The 17,718-nt window shown below is 38.1% G+C and carries 17 protein-coding genes and 1 other annotated feature; of the genes, 12 read left to right on the forward strand and 5 right to left on the reverse strand.

Annotation, left to right across the window (positions count from 1 at the left end):
- Positions 1–170 precede the first annotated feature (170 nt).
- A complete protein-coding gene (locus tag V7112_RS10485) occupies positions 171–821 on the forward strand; it encodes a 5-bromo-4-chloroindolyl phosphate hydrolysis family protein (protein WP_335418783.1) in 651 nt (216 codons plus the stop codon).
- A gap of 6 nt (positions 822–827) precedes the next feature.
- The gene (locus tag V7112_RS10490; protein WP_335418785.1) at positions 828–2,009 is read left to right on the forward strand and encodes a toxic anion resistance protein; all 1,182 of its coding nucleotides are present in this window, start codon (positions 828–830) and stop codon (positions 2,007–2,009) included.
- Positions 2,010–2,611: 602 nt separating this feature from the next.
- Here the strand turns inward: V7112_RS10490 and V7112_RS10495 are convergent.
- The 3 genes from V7112_RS10495 to V7112_RS10505 form a co-directional block, all read right to left on the reverse strand.
- Complete coding sequence (locus V7112_RS10495; RefSeq protein ID WP_335418826.1) at positions 2,612–3,073, reverse strand: CarD family transcriptional regulator; 462 nt, start codon at positions 3,071–3,073, stop codon at positions 2,612–2,614.
- Between the two features lie 434 nt (positions 3,074–3,507).
- Positions 3,508–4,842, reverse strand: coding sequence for a branched-chain amino acid transport system II carrier protein (gene brnQ, locus V7112_RS10500; RefSeq protein WP_335418787.1), 1,335 nt, complete (start codon positions 4,840–4,842; stop codon positions 3,508–3,510).
- Between the two features lie 83 nt (positions 4,843–4,925).
- Positions 4,926–5,164, reverse strand: a binding site (T-box leader).
- A gap of 135 nt (positions 5,165–5,299) precedes the next feature.
- On the reverse strand, positions 5,300–6,061 hold the full coding sequence (locus V7112_RS10505) for an IclR family transcriptional regulator (protein WP_335418789.1): 762 nt from the start codon (positions 6,059–6,061) through the stop codon (positions 5,300–5,302).
- A 149-nt stretch (positions 6,062–6,210) separates the two neighbouring features.
- On the opposite strand from V7112_RS10505, the gene V7112_RS10510 reads away from it, so the two are divergent.
- From V7112_RS10510 to V7112_RS10540, 7 genes are all read left to right on the forward strand, one after another.
- The gene (locus V7112_RS10510) at positions 6,211–6,855 is read left to right on the forward strand and encodes a bifunctional 4-hydroxy-2-oxoglutarate aldolase/2-dehydro-3-deoxy-phosphogluconate aldolase (RefSeq protein ID WP_335418791.1); all 645 of its coding nucleotides are present in this window, start codon (positions 6,211–6,213) and stop codon (positions 6,853–6,855) included.
- A gap of 3 nt (positions 6,856–6,858) precedes the next feature.
- Positions 6,859–7,875: a sugar kinase gene (locus V7112_RS10515; protein WP_335418792.1), complete on the forward strand. Its 1,017-nt coding sequence runs from the start codon at positions 6,859–6,861 to the stop codon at positions 7,873–7,875.
- A 45-nt stretch (positions 7,876–7,920) separates the two neighbouring features.
- Positions 7,921–8,751 carry a 5-dehydro-4-deoxy-D-glucuronate isomerase gene (gene kduI, locus V7112_RS10520; protein WP_335418794.1) on the forward strand — a complete coding sequence of 277 codons (831 nt, stop codon included), beginning with the start codon at positions 7,921–7,923 and terminating at the stop codon, positions 8,749–8,751.
- A gap of 21 nt (positions 8,752–8,772) precedes the next feature.
- The gene (gene kduD / locus V7112_RS10525) at positions 8,773–9,555 is read left to right on the forward strand and encodes a 2-dehydro-3-deoxy-D-gluconate 5-dehydrogenase KduD (protein ID WP_335418798.1); all 783 of its coding nucleotides are present in this window, start codon (positions 8,773–8,775) and stop codon (positions 9,553–9,555) included.
- A 175-nt stretch (positions 9,556–9,730) separates the two neighbouring features.
- Positions 9,731–10,357, forward strand: coding sequence for a YhbD family protein (locus tag V7112_RS10530; RefSeq protein WP_335418801.1), 627 nt, complete (start codon positions 9,731–9,733; stop codon positions 10,355–10,357).
- Positions 10,358–10,372: 15 nt separating this feature from the next.
- Complete coding sequence (locus V7112_RS10535; RefSeq protein ID WP_335418804.1) at positions 10,373–11,098, forward strand: polymer-forming cytoskeletal protein; 726 nt, start codon at positions 10,373–10,375, stop codon at positions 11,096–11,098.
- Between the two features lie 328 nt (positions 11,099–11,426).
- Positions 11,427–12,617, forward strand: a complete 1,191-nt coding sequence (locus V7112_RS10540; protein WP_335418807.1) for a DEAD/DEAH box helicase — start codon at positions 11,427–11,429, stop codon at positions 12,615–12,617.
- An 84-nt stretch (positions 12,618–12,701) separates the two neighbouring features.
- Here V7112_RS10540 and V7112_RS10545 read toward each other — a convergent pair whose 3' ends face one another.
- Positions 12,702–13,352: a response regulator transcription factor gene (locus tag V7112_RS10545; RefSeq protein WP_335418811.1), complete on the reverse strand. Its 651-nt coding sequence runs from the start codon at positions 13,350–13,352 to the stop codon at positions 12,702–12,704.
- Positions 13,353–14,546, reverse strand: a complete 1,194-nt coding sequence (locus V7112_RS10550; RefSeq protein ID WP_335418814.1) for a sensor histidine kinase — start codon at positions 14,544–14,546, stop codon at positions 13,353–13,355. It abuts the gene before it with no gap.
- A 204-nt stretch (positions 14,547–14,750) separates the two neighbouring features.
- Between V7112_RS10550 and V7112_RS10555 the strand changes: the two genes are divergently transcribed.
- From V7112_RS10555 to V7112_RS10565, 3 genes are all read left to right on the forward strand, one after another.
- Entirely contained in the window at positions 14,751–15,269 is a 519-nt protein-coding gene (locus tag V7112_RS10555) for an HAAS domain-containing protein (RefSeq protein WP_335418817.1), read from the forward strand.
- A gap of 3 nt (positions 15,270–15,272) precedes the next feature.
- Complete coding sequence (locus V7112_RS10560; protein WP_335418820.1) at positions 15,273–16,232, forward strand: DUF4097 family beta strand repeat-containing protein; 960 nt, start codon at positions 15,273–15,275, stop codon at positions 16,230–16,232.
- Positions 16,233–16,381: 149 nt separating this feature from the next.
- Complete coding sequence (locus V7112_RS10565) at positions 16,382–17,407, forward strand: Gfo/Idh/MocA family protein (protein ID WP_335418823.1); 1,026 nt, start codon at positions 16,382–16,384, stop codon at positions 17,405–17,407.
- The last annotated feature ends 311 nt before the right edge of the window (positions 17,408–17,718 follow it).

The following is a 17,718-nucleotide window of genomic DNA, read 5'->3' on the forward strand; positions in this document are numbered from 1 at the left end:
ATGAAGACCGAACCCAACGCACAAAACGAAGTTTAATCATTCATCAGCAAACTTCAGAAGGGTGGGAGACGCAGTAAAGCACCACCAATTTTTCCCTCGAAAGTTTTTGAAACCAACGTTCGTGTTGGTCCGTATATAATAATATGACGCAAATGTTAGGAGTCGATGGTATGAATTCGTTTCTCGCTTTTATTGTTAAATCGTTTATTTCAGTGCCGACAACGGCTACTGTTTGGTTAGTCAGCTTTTTTGCCTTTGATCAAACTTTCCTACTTTCGTCTGGATATGCTTTATTAGGCGGCGGGATTGCCTATTTTGGTACGTCAGCCATTATAAAACAAACCTTTTTACGAAAACATCGGCTAACGAGGAAGGAATATCAATATATTGAGAGAAATCTTAAAGAAGCAAGGAAAAAACTTGCTCGACTAAATAAATCCCTTTTTACCGTTCGTCACATCCCGTCATTAAAACAAAGAGTCGATCTGCATCGTGTTACAAAGAAAATTTATCGCTTGACGAAGAGTGAACCGAGACGCTTCTACCGAGCGGAGCGATTCTATTTTTCGCATCTTGATTCAGTAGTGGAGTTAACTGAGAAATATGCTTTTCTTTCATCCCAACCGAAGAAAAATAGCGAACTTGAGCGGTCATTGCATGAAACACGCAGGGTCCTTGAAGAATTAACGAACACGATTGAGAAGGATTTACACAAAATGCTCTCGAATGATATAGAAGACCTACATTTCGAAATTGATGTAGCAAAGAACTCGAATAAACAAGCAACTGATTCTAAATTCATTGATCAAAACAGGAGGTAAATGAGCATGAGTGAACAACAAACTCCGAAATATGAGTCGACAAATTTAATGGATGAATTACTTGCAAATCCATTTAATGAGAAAAAAGATGAGCAGGCAAATCCAATTATTCTTACTCAAGAGGAAGATAAGAAGCCTATTCGATTAGTAGATGTGCTGCCTGAAGAAAATAAGGAAAAAGCACTCCAGCTTGCGAAACAAATTGACCCTACGAATCACCAAGCGATGATTTCGTATGGAACACCAGCGCAAAACAAGCTGCTTTCATTTTCAAACACCATGCTTGAGCATGTTCAAAAGAATGATATCGGTGAAGTTGGGCAAATCATATCGGACCTCATGAAGCGTCTTGATGACATGAAGCCTGAGGAATTGAGTCCTGAAAAACGATCTGTCATTTCACGGATTTTTGGAAAAGTTTCTAATTCCGTTCAAGAGGTGCTATCAAAATACCAAAAAACAGGGGCACAAATTGACCGAATCAGTGTGAAGCTGGACCGAAGTAAAAATGTTCTTTTATCCGACATTGCGATTCTAGAAAAGCTTTACGACAACAATAAAGATTATTTTGATGCGTTAAACGTTTACATTGCCGCGGGTGAACTGAAACTTGAAGAGATGCATAAGCAAGTCATTCCAGAATTAAAGAAACAAGCGGAAACAACAAATGATCAAATGAAGGTGCAAGAAGTAAATGACATGGTTCAGTTTGCGGACCGCCTCGAAAAACGTGTTCATGACCTCAAGCTAAGCCGTGAAATTACGATTCAAAGTGCGCCGCAAATTCGTCTTATCCAAAACACAAACCAGGCACTTGTGGAAAAAATTCAAAGCTCAATCATGACAGCAATTCCGTTATGGAAAAACCAAGTGGCAATTGCGTTAACCTTAATCAGACAGCGTAATGCGGTAGAAGCACAAAAACAAGTTTCAAAAACGACAAATGAGCTTTTATTGAAGAATGCTGAAATGCTAAAGAGCAATACACTTGAAACTGCGAGAGAAAATGAGCGTGGCCTAGTCGATGTAGAAACATTGAAGAGAACTAAGGAAAATCTCATTTCGACTTTAGAGGAAACGTTACGCATCCAGGAAGAAGGCCGAAATAAGCGACGCCAAGCAGAGCTTGAGCTTGCTTCGATGGAAACTGAGTTACGTCAAAAACTATTAGATATTAGAACTGACTGAATAGCAATAGGATAGACCGAATTCCCGGTATCTATCCTTTTCTTTTTTTACAGTCAGAATAATTGTGGTAAGAATAACGAGATTTGCGGGACAAATGCTACAACTATCGCTAGGAAATTAAAAAATGGTTTCCTTGGCTGGAAACCATTTTTGAGTTGACCATATGGTGTTACCAATTCATTTTTCTCTTCTACGTAAAGAAGATAAACAATTTCTATTCACTGTCTCAGTATATGTAAAAACATATTAGAAATAGAGATTGATTGTTTTTTCTTCTAGAAATAATGACTTAAAATAATATATTGTATACCTAAAACAATGAAAGCCCTACCTCTCTTTCATCCTTACGGATCCTTGTCCGTGCCAGTGTGAATCAGGATTGTAAAAATCAATTGACTATTTTATCGAGTTATTTGATCAAATTTCAAAACGTTCGTAAAAGAAATTAAAATAATAAAAATGGATTAGATTGTTGAAATAACAAAAGAAGTTAAAGCTCTAAAGGTGGGTTGAAGTAGTTGTAGGTCTATTAAAAGATTTACTTTTAATAAAAAACATATTCCCAAAAAACAGGAAATTCTTGGGAGGTGATATACATAATCTTAACCGAAACTTTTTATTTGACTTTCAGTAATCCCTTTAATTAATCCCAGTTCACCAATCAAAAAATCATGTGCGTTATCTAACATTTTTTTTTCGCTTGTGTTAAGTGCTTTTTCTTTCTTCATGCGTCTTAAATCACGTACAACTTCAGCACATTCTAGTATTTTACCCGTTTTTATTTTGTCCGTGTTCACTTTATACCTTTGTTTCCACGGCAGTACTCTATCTGATTCTCCATGGTGAAAAATGTGTATGATGTGTTTTAATGCAATTATGTCAGTAACAGGGCGTATACCTGAACTCAATATTTTACCTGTAGGAATCATGACTTGCATATTACCGATGAACATTTTTATGACATAATACTGTTGTTTTTCTCCTGAAATTTCCTTTTCTTCTATGGCTTTAATTATACCTGCCCCGTGCATTGGATAAACAATGTTATCGCCAATTTGAAACAAATAATCCACCTCCATATATGGTAACCTTCTTAACCTTAACACATAAGTAATTTTTTATCAAATTTTTAATAATATCATAAATTTATTTATGGTGTCAACTACTTTTATTTGAAAAACAGAAAAAATAAATACAATTAGAATCGTATCGGGTTACTACTAAAGGGAAGGTTAATTTTCCCGCGTATATTCTGCAAGCTATACGAATTCATATTCTTAATCTATATAAAACCTTTTTGCCCAAATAACACAAAAAGCGATTGCCTTGTTCAGCAATCGCTACCCTTTATCTAATATTTCAATACTATTGCTCTAAGAAAGGTAAAAGCAGTGTTATTTCTTGTGAAATACACTGCTTTTATACTTGTTTATATATGATTCTCCACATTATTTGAATGACTTATTACTAAGCAAGTACCCTTTTTATTCAAACTTTTTTATGAAGCTTTCATTTCCACCTCTTCAACGAATTTTGAGTTTTTGCTAAATTGACTTAATACAAGCCCTAATGCTGTTCCAATTAGAGAGGGAACAATCCACTCTAAACCAGCAGAAGCGAGTGGCAGCATATTTTTCACATCTTGAACAGGTCCAAGATCAAGGCCAAATGCATTTAATCCACTAATTAGTGCAAATACACCTGTGAATAACATCGCTGAACCATACACAGCTTTTACATGTTTAAAGTAGCGGCTAAAGAAGGTTAATACCACTAACACAATTAGGAGTGGGTAAGTCATCACTAAGAATGGTACCGAAACTTTTAAAATCTGTGCCAATCCAAGGTTTGAAAGGGTAAACCCAACTAATGTCACAATAAGCACAACCGTTTTATAGCTTGCCTTTGGAATTAAGTTTGAAAAATACTGGCCACAAGCGGTTGTTAGTCCAACAACGGTAGTGAAACAAGCTAATGTAAAAATCAAGCCTAGAAGTAGCGTTCCGCTTTGTCCGAATAAAAGCGTTGCTGCTGAAGATAAAATTTGTGTACCATCTGCAAACGTACCGTGACCTGCCATCTTTGCACCAATTAATCCAATTCCAACATAAATCGCGGATAGAAGGATCCCGGCAATGATTCCAGCCTTAAATGTATACCTTGTTAACTGTGAACGATTTTCGATGCCCTTTTTTTGAATTGAATTTAAGATTACAATTCCGAACGCTAATGAGGCAAGAGCGTCCATCGTGTTGTAGCCTTCTAGAAACCCTGTGAAAAACGCACCTGTTTGATAGCCTTCTGATGGACTAAGGAACGGTGTATCAATCTTAAATAATCCAACAGCAATTAAAATTACAATTGCAACTACCAAGGTTGGGGCAATGAAGCGGCCCATATATTGTTCCATTTTGCTAGGGTTTAAGCTGATAAAATAAACAATTCCAAAGAAAACGACTGAGAAAAGCAATAGGATTAAAGCTGTATTTGTTGACTCAGGTAAAAATGGGGTGATTCCCATTTCGAACGCAACGTTGGCGTTTCTTGGAATTGCAAGAAATGGTCCGATACATAGATAAACAGCTACCATAAAAGCTGTGCTAAATACAGGGTGAACTCGATCGCCCATTGCCTGAGCACCACCTTTAACAAGGGAAACAGCAAAGATAACAAGAACAGGTAAACCGACTCCTGTTACGATAAATCCAAGCATACCAGTCCAAAAGTTTGTACCAGCGCCAGCTCCTAAAAACGGTGGAAAAATTAAATTGCCAGCACCAAAGAACATTGAAAATAACATAAAACCGATAAATAAAGTGTCTAATTTCTTCATGGGAATTACTCTCCTTATATAGTATTTTGGGACAGAGGGACAGGTCCCTTGTCCCAACAAAATCAAAAAACCCCGCCCCTAAAAATAGGGACGAGGTTAACTCGCGATACCACCCAGATTCCGCAGCCAAAAAAGACCACGACGCTCACTAACGTACCAACATACGTCTTCCTTGTAACGGCGGATTCCCGTCAAAGCTTACTTTTTTCGGCTTTGCATCTCTGAGATGATTTTCGGATGGCTCTGAACATCGACTTTCAGCAACTGTCGACTCTCTGGGGAACAGGATTCCAATCGTACTCTTTCTCGTCATGGATTTTTAATATATTGGTATAGTAACAGAGAGTAGCGAGGAGGTCAATAAGTTTTTTGATATTTTTTATAATTGGGACGGAGGGACAGGTCCATTGACCCTGTAAAAAATATGGTAGGACGATGAACCTGTCCCCATTACGCATTATACTAATTCATTTTCAATCCCTTTTTTACATGCAAGGACATTTTCAATAATTTGGTTAATAAATTCATCGGTTATGCGGTATTTCGGAACACTGACACTAAATGCGCCATAGTTTTTTCCTTCGACTGTGATACTTGCCCCTACACAGAATATATCTGCCTCATGTTCCTCATTGTCAAAAGCAAACCCTCTTTTGCGGATTTCTTTGATTTCCTTCATAAACCCTTCTTTTGTAGTGATCGTTTTTTCGGTTTTCTTTTCTAAGGTATGATTGTTTAAATAATCTTCAATTTGTTCGTCTGTTTGGTCGGCTAGGATTGATTTTCCCATTGCAGAACAATAAAGCGGGATTGCTCTTCCGACACGAGAATATAATGAGACTGGATTGAAGCTTTCAAGTTTGGCTATATATACGATGCTCGATTGGTCAAGGATGCCCATATGAACGGTTTCGGTTGTATGTTCCCTTAGTTTTTCCAAATAGGGCTGTGCAAGGTCTTTTATTTCGGTTTGGTTTAATGCTTTGTTGGCGTATTTGATAATGCTCCTACCTAAGCGAAACTTTTTTGTTTCCTCGTCCTTTTGCACATACCCAATCAATTGGAGAGTATCTAAAATTTTTAATGCTGTAGGGCTAGTTAATTCAGTTTCTTTCGCTATTTGCTGAAGGCTTTGAGGCTTGTCTGTAGTGGACAGGTATTTTAAGATACTGTCGGCTTTTATCAAGACGGTGCCATATGGTTGCTTCTTTTCTGCCAAGGTAATCACTCACTTTTTACTCAATTCTTAAAAATTATTAATCTATCTGTTGAAATCCCTTTCATGGTTATATATAATAGCCTTATAAGTTTCCATATAATAAATTTAATTTCCAAATAGGAAATAGTCAAGAGATTTTGGAGGAAACCATGAAAAAAATAAACATACTCTCAAAAATCGCGGATTGCGGCGTTGTCGCTGTTGTCCGAGCCGACTCAAAGGAAGAAGCAGTTAAAATCTCAGAAAGCTGTGTGGAGGGTGGAATCAATGGAATCGAGGTGACCTTTACAGTAGAAGGTGCTGACGAGGTAATTAAGGAATTAGCCTCCATCTACAAAAATAGTGACGTTGTCATCGGAGCTGGAACGGTTTTAGATTCAACAACTGCACGAATTGCTATATTAGCGGGAGCACAATTTGTCGTGAGCCCAAGCTTTGATGAGGAAACTGCTAAACTATGTAACTTGTATCAGATTCCATACATGCCAGGATGCATGACCATTACTGAAATGAAGCGTGCCCTTGAATCTGGTGCTGATATTATCAAGCTCTTCCCGGGGAATGCCTTTGGACCGGATTTTGTGAAAGCGGTTAAAGCCCCACTCCCACAGGTGAACATCATGCCGACAGGTGGAGTAAGCCTTGATAATATTGATCAATGGATTAAAAATGGATGTGTAGCTGTTGGTGTAGGCGGGAATCTAGTTGCCCCTGCGAAAACAGGTGATTACGCGAAAATCACAGAATATGCAGCCCAATATGTTGCTAAAGTTAAAGAAGCAAGAGGGGCGTAAATCATGAAAAAGATTGTTGTATTTGGTGAACCCTTACTTCGCTTATCCACAAACTTAGGAGAACGCCTTTTTCAAACCAATCAGCTAAACATAAATTACGGTGGAGCTGAAGCAAATGTGGGAGCATCTCTTTCACGTTTTGGCTATGAGGTCTATTTTGTTGGGAAAGTACCAGACAATCCATTCGGTCATGCATATGAACGCCATTTACGCTCATTTGGCATTCGAACCGATTACCTCTTAAAAGGTGGAGAGCGCATCGGTACGTACTACCTGGAAACAGGAGTAGGTGAGAGAAGTGCACAGGTCACATATGACCGAAAAGGCTCGAGCTTTGCTCAGTTGTCCAAGGATGAAGTTTATTTTGCTGAAATTTTACAAGGTGCTGATTTATTTCATGTATCAGGGATTACCCCGGCATTATCAGAAGCCTTACAGGAATTAACCTTACAAGGTTTAAAGGTTGCGAAAGAATTAGGTGTTACAACAAGCTTTGATTTTAATTACAGAGCAAAGTTATGGAGTCTTGAAGAAGCTTCAGCTGGGATCAAACCATTTTTACCATATGTTGATTTTTGCTCATGTGGAGAATTGGATGCGCTTAACTTGTTGGGAATTGAGGAAGCAGATGCGACCTTGGATCATTCTCAGAAACTTGCTTTTTATTATAAAAAGATTACAGAAATGTATCCGAATATCAAATACTTATATTCTACGTTTAGAGAAGTGATTTCTGCTTCACACAATCGTTTGCAAGGTAATGTATTTGTTAACGGGGAGTTGTATCAATCAAGGGTACATGACATTACTCAAATTGTTGACAGGGTTGGGGGCGGAGACGCCTTTGCTTCAGGAATTCTTTTTGGAATTTTGGAAGGACACGACGAGCCCGAGCAAATTGTCACCTTTGCTACTGCAGCTTCTGCATTAAAGCATACTGTTCATGGAGATAGCAATATCTTTTCGGAAGAGGATATCAGAGCATTTGCTAAAAATGCCCCTGGTAAAATCGTCCGCTAAAGCTATTCAAATATAAAAAAATTTACTTTTAGGAGGAATATGATAATGGAAACACGTTATGCAAACCATCCGGAGGAAATTAAACGATTTAATACTGATGAATTAAGAAAGCAATTTTTAGTGGAAACAATTTTTGAGCCTGGACACGTACATTTAACATACACACATAATGACCGCATGATCTTTGGGGGAGTTACTCCAACTGACAAAGAATTAACAATTAAACTGGATAAAGAATTAGGTGTTGAGTACTTTTTAGAGCGCCGTGAATTAGGAATTATTAACATCGGCGGCGAAGGTATGGTCATCCTTGATGGAGAAGAGTACAACATGGTTCGTCAAGATGGACTATATGTTGGTAAAGGAACGAAGGAAGTATTATTCCGTTCAAAGGATCCGAACAATCCTGCAAAATTTTATATCAATTCAGCACCAGCACACCACAAGTATCCAACTGTAAAAATTGATATCAATGAAATTACACCATTAGAGGCAGGCGAGCCTGGAACACTAAATGAGCGCAAAATCTATCAATATGTACATCCGAATGTATGTGAAAGCTGCCAGCTGCAAATGGGTCTGACGATGCTTTCTCCTGGAAGCGTTTGGAACACAATGCCATGTCATACACATGAGCGCCGAATGGAAGTATACCTATACTTTGATATGGAGCCTGAAACTCGTGTATTCCACTTTATGGGTCAACCAGATGAAACAAGACATCTTGTAATGAAAAATGAGCAGGCTGCAATTTCACCTAGCTGGTCAATCCATACTGGTACGGCAACAAGCAACTATACATTCATTTGGGGTATGTGTGGAGAAAACATCACTTACACTGACATGGATGTTGTACCTATGGAAGATCTACGATAATCGAAATTGGGGGACATAGAAATGACAACACAATTATCTGATTTCTCATTGGACTTTTTCTCACTACAAGGGAAGGTTGCAATCGTAACTGGTGGGGCTACTGGACTAGGCCAAGGCTTTGCGGTTGCATTAGCAAAGGCTGGAGCTGATCTTTTTATTACTACACATGGCACTAGCTGGGACGAAACAAGGGAATTAATTGAAAAAGAAGGTCGTCGTGTCGAATTTTTCCAAACAGACTTATCTAAGCGTGAAAATGCAAAAGAAGTAGTAGCGGCATGTGTAAAAGCATATGGAAAAGTGGACATTTTAGTAAATAACGCAGGAACAATCCGTCGATCTCCAATTCTAGAGTACAAAGAAGAGGATTGGGATGCGGTCATCGACCTTAACTTAAACTCACTATACTTTTTAAGCCAAGAGGCTGCAAAGGTGATGGTAGAGCAAAAGAGCGGAAAAATTATCAATATCGCATCCATGCTCTCATTCCAAGGCGGGAAATTCGTTCCTCCATATACAGCGAGTAAGCATGCAGTTCATGGACTTACCAAGTCATTTGCCAACGAACTTGCTGAATACGGGATCCAAACAAATGCAATCGCACCTGGATATGTAGCAACAAATAACACGGTACAAATCCGTGCAGATGAAAAACGCAATGCAGAAATCCTATCACGTATTCCTGCAGCACGCTGGGCAACTCCTGCTGACCTAATGGGAACAGTCGTATTCCTAGCAAGTAGCGCATCAAATTACGTGAATGGCCACACACTCGCTGTTGATGGTGGATGGTTGGCAAGATAATTCAAAAAAGCTGAATCGCTTTAAAATGCGATTCAGCTTTTTTGTGGTTAAAAGTCCTGGGTCGGAGGAGAAGATTACGCATTTCCACCAAATATTAACAAGTTTATTTATTTTTGTATTGCATAACGTAACAGTGTTATGTTACATTGTTTTTATAGAAAGGAGCCGTTTAGAAATGAGTGAAGAGTTATTATCGAAAAAAGACTTACTTGAAGTAACTGGCATTTCGTATGGGCAGCTCTACAGATGGAAGCGAAAAGACTTGATTCCTGAGGAATGGTTTATTCGAAAATCAACATTTACGGGGCAGGAAACCTTTTTCCCGAAAGAAAGGATCTTAGAGCGAATTGATCGGATTCAAAAAATGAAGGAAAATCTATCCCTTGATGAAATGGCAGAAATGTTCTCACCAAGTGTTGGTGAAATGAACCTCACTAAAATGGAACTGGTGAAACGAGGCCTCGCTTCTGAAACCACTATCAATCTCTACTTAGAACAGTTTAAAGACAGCCCAGAAGAGTTTCAGTTTAAAGGAATCTTAACGGTCTATATGGTTGAAAGGCTTCTGCAATCAGGAGATATCAGTCTTGAAGAAGCAAAAATGGTCATTCAAGTTTCAAACGATTATTTTGCGAAAGATAAGCAAAGCTACGGGGAATTAGTGTTCATCCGAAAGCATGGAGTTTCAACATGTTTTATCGTGCAAAGTACTGCTGATTTAGTGATTGAAAAAGGAACAAAGTTAATTGTCAAGTTAGCCTTTGCGAATGAAATCGAAGAACTGCGAACTAAACTAATTTAAATTGGAGGTTTAAGTATGGTGAGTGTTGAAAATCACGGAAATTTAATCATTAACGGAATGGGGTCTTCCGGCGGTGGCAGCTTCAATAAAGTATTAATTAACGGCAAAGGTAATGTGCAAGGGAACGTGGAATGTAATGATTTTACAATTAATGGGTCTGGTATCGTTACAGGAAATATTAGAGGAAATGAAGGAAAAATAAGCGGAACCGGAAACATTGAAGGCTCCATCGAATTTGACCGTTTCACAATTGAAGGAACGGGTGGGATTGATGGTGATGCTACCGTAAATAAAATGAAAATTTCAGGCAAAGGGAAAATCGGCGGCAGCTTAAAAGGGGAAGAAATAAGAATTAGAGGAAAAGCGACAATAGAAGGAGATTGCGAGGCTGAGGAATTTAAGGGCGAAGGTGGTTTTGTAATCGGAGGCTTATTAAACGCAGACGTAATCGATATCTCCATTGCTGGTGAATGCCGCGCTGAAGAAATAGGCGGCCGAATCATTAAGGTCAGGAAAGGTATTTTTAGTTTCCTAAATAATCTTTTCAAATCTGTCTATCCAGTCTCCTTGACAACAGAAATCATCGAGGCAGATGAAATTGATATCGAATATACAAACGCTAAAGTGGTTCGAGGAAATAACGTTATTATTGGGCCAAACTGCGAGATTGAGGTTGTAGAGTACAAAGGAACTTTCTCACAAGACCCTTCTGCAAAAGTAAAAGAAGCAATAAAATTATAATAGAACAATGTTTTGTTAATGTCTTTCATCATGCGTGAAGGGCATTTTTTATTGTAGTATTTTTGCACTTTACTTAAAAGATAGTTAGAATAAAAACTAGTCAATTTAACTTTATTCAGTCGAATTCAATTTTCCACTTAATAAAGTTAAAGCCTCCGGCGGATGCCACAGATTTTCAAAGGTAACTTTTCGAGCATAGGATCAAAGACTAAGAACGCCACCTCCTGTGGCAACGTCTTTTTGACCCACCTCGTGTGGACCTAAAAATCTGGGCGCAAATACGGCAAGGCGTATTTGATAGTGAACTGAACAAGGAAGGTACAAAACAATGTCAAAATGGTCTCAATTAGAAGAAATGAAACCTTTTATACAGGAAGTCTGGCAGGAGTCTGGATTTGAAGCGCCAACTGGAATTCAAGAAAAAGCGATTCCCGCAATACTTGAGGGGAAAGACGTCGTTTGCGAATCTCCGACTGGAACAGGGAAAACTCTATCCTACTTACTTCCTGCAATCCAAAAGCTTGATGAAACAAAGAATGGAATCCAGATTGTGGTCCTTGCTCCATCCCGTGAGCTCGTCATGCAGATTTCAGATGAGGTAAAAAAGTGGACGAGAGGCACAAATATCGTAAGCGCGTCTTTCATTGGCGGTGCAAATATTAAAAAACAAGTCGAGAAGCTGAAAGAACGTCCGCAAATTGTAATTGGAACAACAGGCCGTATTGTTGAACTAATTAAATTGAAAAAATTGAAAATGCACGAGGTTACTACCGTGATTGTTGATGAAGCAGATCAGCTCGTTTCAAATGAGCATTTATCTAATGTCCAGAGCATTATAAAATCAACATTAAGGGATCGCCAAATCCTATTTTTCTCAGCGACCATCTCTGCGCAAACTGAAAAGATTGCGAAATCCTTGATGAACAACGCGGAGACAATACGAGTGCAGCAAACTCTCAGTCAGGAGAACACGTCACACATCTACTTCCTATGTGAACAGCGCGATAAAATCGATGTGCTTCGCAAAATTATGTTTACCGAGCCAGACAAGGCAATTGCTTTTATAAAAAGTCTTGATAAGGTGGAAGAAATTGAAGCGAAATTAACCTATAATCACATCGATGTTGCGGTCCTTGCGGGAGAAGCGAAAAAACAAGAACGTCAGCAATCGATGAAAAATTTCCGGGCCGGAAAAATTCCATTATTGCTAACAACTGATGTAGCCGCAAGGGGTCTTGATATTCAGGATGTCACCTATGTAATTCATTTTGATTTTCCGAAAACAACAGAACAATATGTTCACCGCTCAGGTCGAACAGGTCGGATGGGGAAAAAAGGTGTAGTCATCTCCATCGTCAACGCTCGCGAGGAAAGCTTCCTCAAAAAAATGGGGCATGAACTTGGGATTTCATTCAGTAAAAAGGACTTTTACAAAGGTGAAATCGTGGACGCTCGCGAGGAAAGAAAAGTATCACCAAAACCCCGAAAATCACCAAATAAAAATAACAGAAAATCATAACCGAATCGAACAAGCCATCCTAATCAGGATGGTTTTTTTAGGCCCACATGATGTTATGAAGTTGTCACAGGATGTCTGGGTTCCTTAAATTAACTTTTCCTGCTGCGCTTTTATTGCCGCCTGGAAACGGTCCTTCACGTCTAATTTATGATAAATATTGGAAATGTAATTTTTAACGGTACCTTCTGATAAAAATAACTTTTGCGCGATAAGTTTGTTACTAAGCCCCAAAGCGAGGCATTCAAGAACCTCTTCTTCACGCTCTGTTAAATTGTATCTTGTCGTGTTCTCTTGTGTACTAGCGCCTTCGTTGCTGTTAATTTGTTGGACGAGAAGCTTTGCTAAATCTTGCGGAAGCAGTGTGCCGCCCTTATGAATCAGTTTTATGCCGGAAAGCAAATCCTTTGGATGTATCGCTTTTAACAAATAGCCTTCAGCACCTATCTTTAAAGCATCAATAACATGATTCACCTCTTGGAAGGTGGTTAAGATAATAATTTTGATATTTGGCCAACGCTGCTTGATTATTTTGGTAGCAGAAATACCGTTCATTTCAGGCATATTAATATCCATAAGAATGATTGTTGGGTTATGCTGCTCGCAAAGGTCAATCGCCTCAATCCCATTTTGCGCCAATCCAACAATTTCAATTTCAGGATCCATCCCCAACACTATCGATAGGCTTTCACGAATTAGCTCCTGGTCATCCACAAGTAGGAGTTTAATCATACTCATTTAGACTACCTCCTTTATAGGTACTGTAATTGTTAACTTAACTCCCCGGTGTTTTCCATTTGTAATCGTAAGATCCCCATGTAATTCTCCTATACGTTCCTTCATTGCTGTTAAACCAAATCCGGGATTGATCGTCTCGATTGGGGCACCGTTGTTTTCAACAGATAAAGTAATGCCGGTATGTGAAATTAGAAAATGAATGACAATCTTTGTTGCTGCACCATGCCTTTTTGCATTAGTAAGTGATTCCTGTAAACAGCGAATAAAAACAAGCTTAACTGAACTTGAAACCGGATATTCGGTTCCATGCTTATGGAACTGAACATCAGTATCGGTATTCTCTTTGAAATCAACAGCGATTTGTTCTAATAAAATTGATAACATCTCTTCATTTTCAGAGGGGGCAATTTCATGGATATGCTTTCTAATATCCTGTAGGCCCTTACGTGAAACGTTAGCTAATAATTCAACTCTTTCTTTTGCTTTCTCAATATCCGTTTCAAGTAAGTAAGAAACTGCATCAAGACCTACTGTGACAGAAGTAAAATGATGCCCGATGGTGTCATGAAGCTCTTTTGCAAGTCGATTCCGTTCCTTGAGCAGAGTGACTTTTTCAATTTGCCCAGCATATTGCTGCAGCACCCTATTCTGCTCTTGAATCAACCGAAATTGCTTATTATTTTCCTCAATGATTCGGTCTGTTCTACGTTGTGATTGGATGACATAATTGAAGCAAATACCGAAGCCTAAAAAAATAAAGATATCAAAGTATTGTAGCAAATAAGAAACAATATCCAGTGACCATAGCCGCGGCATTGGGAAGATAATTAGAAATATTGGTAATACCCATTTAACAGTCTTCTTTGTAGCTAGGTAGCCAATCATTAAAAAGGACATTAATATCATGGTTGTACTCAAATTCACTTTTAAAATGATATTTACATAGATGGATGCTCCACCTGCAAGGACGAGCTCGGAGATTGGATATAGGATAGGATTTTTATAACCAGGCCGCCAAAACAGATGTGGTACAAGATAACAAACTGTTAAAATACCAACAAATAATAAATATGGTAAATCGCCTAGAGCGTCAGCGTTAATATAGAAATAGAGCATGCCGGATAAGTACCAGCAAAGCCTTAGAAAAAAAATAAACCAATCAACCCAGATCCAATCAAGGCCTGTTTTTTTCATATCTACACCTCAATCTACAAGACTTTTTTCCTATCTCTACCTATATTACAAGAAATTAGGTAATTCTAGTAGTCTAAAGAAAAAAAATGTCATTAATTCCGTCAGATTATCATTCACATGCAATTTTGTGACTAACTTCACTTTGGTCATATGACTTTTACTTTGTATGATAATGTCATAGGAAGTTAGAAAGGAACGAGAAACATGAATAAAGACCAAATGCTCCAGGATTTGGAAGAACGTTTGAAAGGGCTGCCAGCTGATGATCGAGAAAAGCTACTTGAATTATATGAGGATCTAATCGAAGTAGCCAAAGAAAATCGAAACACGAATTCAAGCTTTGTGGAGTCGGTTGGATTAGAAGCCAACCCTGCTGTACCCCATTTAGTCGAAAAACAAACTTATCAAAATAGCGGGCGAATGATTCTTGCTTTAGTCAGCTTGATCTTATTTAACAGTATTTTTGTATTGGGTCCAGCGATTGCGGTTATTTCCATCTATTTTTCACTTTTGATTGTGTCTTTTTGCTTTGTGATATCACCCCTTTTAGTTGTGACACAGGTGTTTGTTGGAGGGTTCACTAGCTTGGAATTTTTCATTTCGATTCTGCTATGCGGAATCGGCATTATGCTTGGTGTTGGAATGGTAAAAGCGGGTAAAGGACTTTATAAGATTTTTGTCATGTATGTTAATTGGAATATAGGATTAATAAAAGGAGAATAAACCATGAGAAAAATAATGTATGGAGCGTTAATACTTGTGTTGACCGGAGTTTTAGGCCTAATTATGACGTTGAATAATTCTGGAGTGGAGGCTTTTACGTTTAGTTCAGTAGATGTCAATGAAAAACAAGAGGTTTCTGCTAAAGGGATTACAAATATCATCATTGATTCACCATCTGTTGATGTCAATGTTATTCCGACAAAGAAAGATCAGATTGAGGTTGAGTTTTCAGGGCAGGTAGGTAAAAAGAGTAAAGCACTATATAAACTCGATATTGACGAAGACGGTGATACAGTAGAAATTACAATGGAAAAGAAAAACAAGCTCCAATTCATGATGTTTAATTTCACAAATGTAAGCCTTACTGTTGAAGTCCCAGTAAAAATGTATGATTCTCTTCAAATTATTGCATCATCAGGAGATATCGCTATAAAAGACATTGAAACGAAAGAAATGGCGATTGAAACCCAATCCGGTGATATTGAAATCAAGAATAGTTTGATTAAAGGAAGCCTAAACCTTGAAGCATCAAGTGGTGATGTAAAGGTTAAAGATACGAATGGAAATGCTTTTGACATTCAAACGAGTAGCGGTGATATTACGGCCATAAATAATGAGGCAAAGGAAATTGACATCCTTACGAGTAGTGGAGATATTGAGTCAAATAATCAAACATCTGAAAAACTGAACATTAACACATCCTCTGGGGATATTACAATTGATGCAGAAGAAATAACAAGTGATATTTCTATGGAAGCAAGTAGCGGTGACATCGATGTAAGCTTTGTACAAATACCTGATGCCTTGGAAATTGATTTTAAAAGTAGCTCGGGAGATGGATATGCAACAATTGAGGGAATGAAGTTCACCGAAAAAACAGATAATCGAATTTTGGGTGAAATCGGAGTAGGGGGATATCAAATTATTGCAAGAACAAGCTCTGGGGATTTTAAAATAAGATAATTACAGCACAACATGTAGCGAGAAAGGGTAAACAAAACGAAAGAGTTGTTGTTTATCCTTTTTCATTTTTAATAATGATATGCGTTTACATTTTGAAATGAAAGTGCCTATACTATTGGTGTAATCGTATTATTTAGGAGGCTGGTTTCATGACCCAAAAGCTGAAAATCGGTATTGTTGGATCCGGAAGCATTGCGAATACTCATATGAAAAGCATTAAAGAAGTGACGAACGCTGAACTAGTTGCAGTCTACTCACGCAATAAGGAAACCGTTCAAGAACTGGCGGATACATACAATCTTAAAGCTTACACGGACTACCAAGACTTTTTAACAAACGCTGGAATCGATTTGGTTGCCATCGTTACACCAAGTGGAACCCATGCTGAATTAGGAATTGCTGCTGCAAAGGCGGGCAAGCATGTAGTTGTAGAAAAACCAATTGATATAACCATAGAAAAAACAAACCAACTCATTGAAGCATGTAAACATGCAAACGTCATCTTAAGCTGCATTTTCCAGCATCGTTTCGATGAAGCTGTTCAAGATGTTAAAAAAGTATTAAACGAAGGCGAGTTTGGTCAATTAAACTTTGGAGCTGCCCGCACAACAATCTATCGTTCACAGGAATATTATGATAGTGGTGCATGGCGGGGTACTTGGGAATTAGACGGTGGCGGTGCATTAATTAACCAATCGATCCATTATATTGACCTTCTTTTATATGTAATGGGTCCAGTAGATGAGGTTCATGCCTATACAGCGACCCGTGCGCATGAACGCATCGAAGTGGAGGATATCGCGGTTGCGACGGTTAAATTTAAATCGGGAGCACTTGGTTTAATTGAAGGGAATACAACAGCTTATCCTGGATTTTCAACCACACTGGATATATTCGGTACTAACGGAAGTGTCATCATCGAAAACGACCATGTGAGGGAATGGAAGTTTAAGAGTGGCTTGGAATACGAGAAAAAACAAACCGAAATTGAAAAAAATATGTCATCGAATATTGTAAAATCGAATCAATCCTTCGTAAAACAATATACAGACGTCGTTCAAGCTATATTCGAAAATCGGAAACCACTTGTAACTGGTGAAGAAGCGAGAAGGTCACTTGAATTAATCTTAGCGATCTACCAATCAGCAAGAGAAGGAAGACCTGTAAAACTGTAACGATTTAAACAAAAAACTCGCCGTGGCGTAACGGATTCTATTTTCGAGTACAAGTTTGTAAAAAACTTAAAGAAAGGGGCATCAAATCGCGTATGATTTGGATGCCCATTTTTTGTTGAAATTTAAAGCATTTTAAATAAAAAGAGATGTGTTTTGGTAGAGTAAATCGCACATAAAAAAGTAACGTTACACAAACTTCTGTATCTACAATAAATGTAGTGCATGTTTTCTGGGAATTCATTTCTATTATTAGTATTGATGTTATATTAATTATAGATAATGTGAAGCAATGTACTTAAACTCCCTCAGTT

The organism is Bacillus sp. JJ1566, from assembly GCF_036962685.1.
Lineage (GTDB): Bacteria > Bacillota > Bacilli > Bacillales > Bacillaceae_L > Ferdinandcohnia.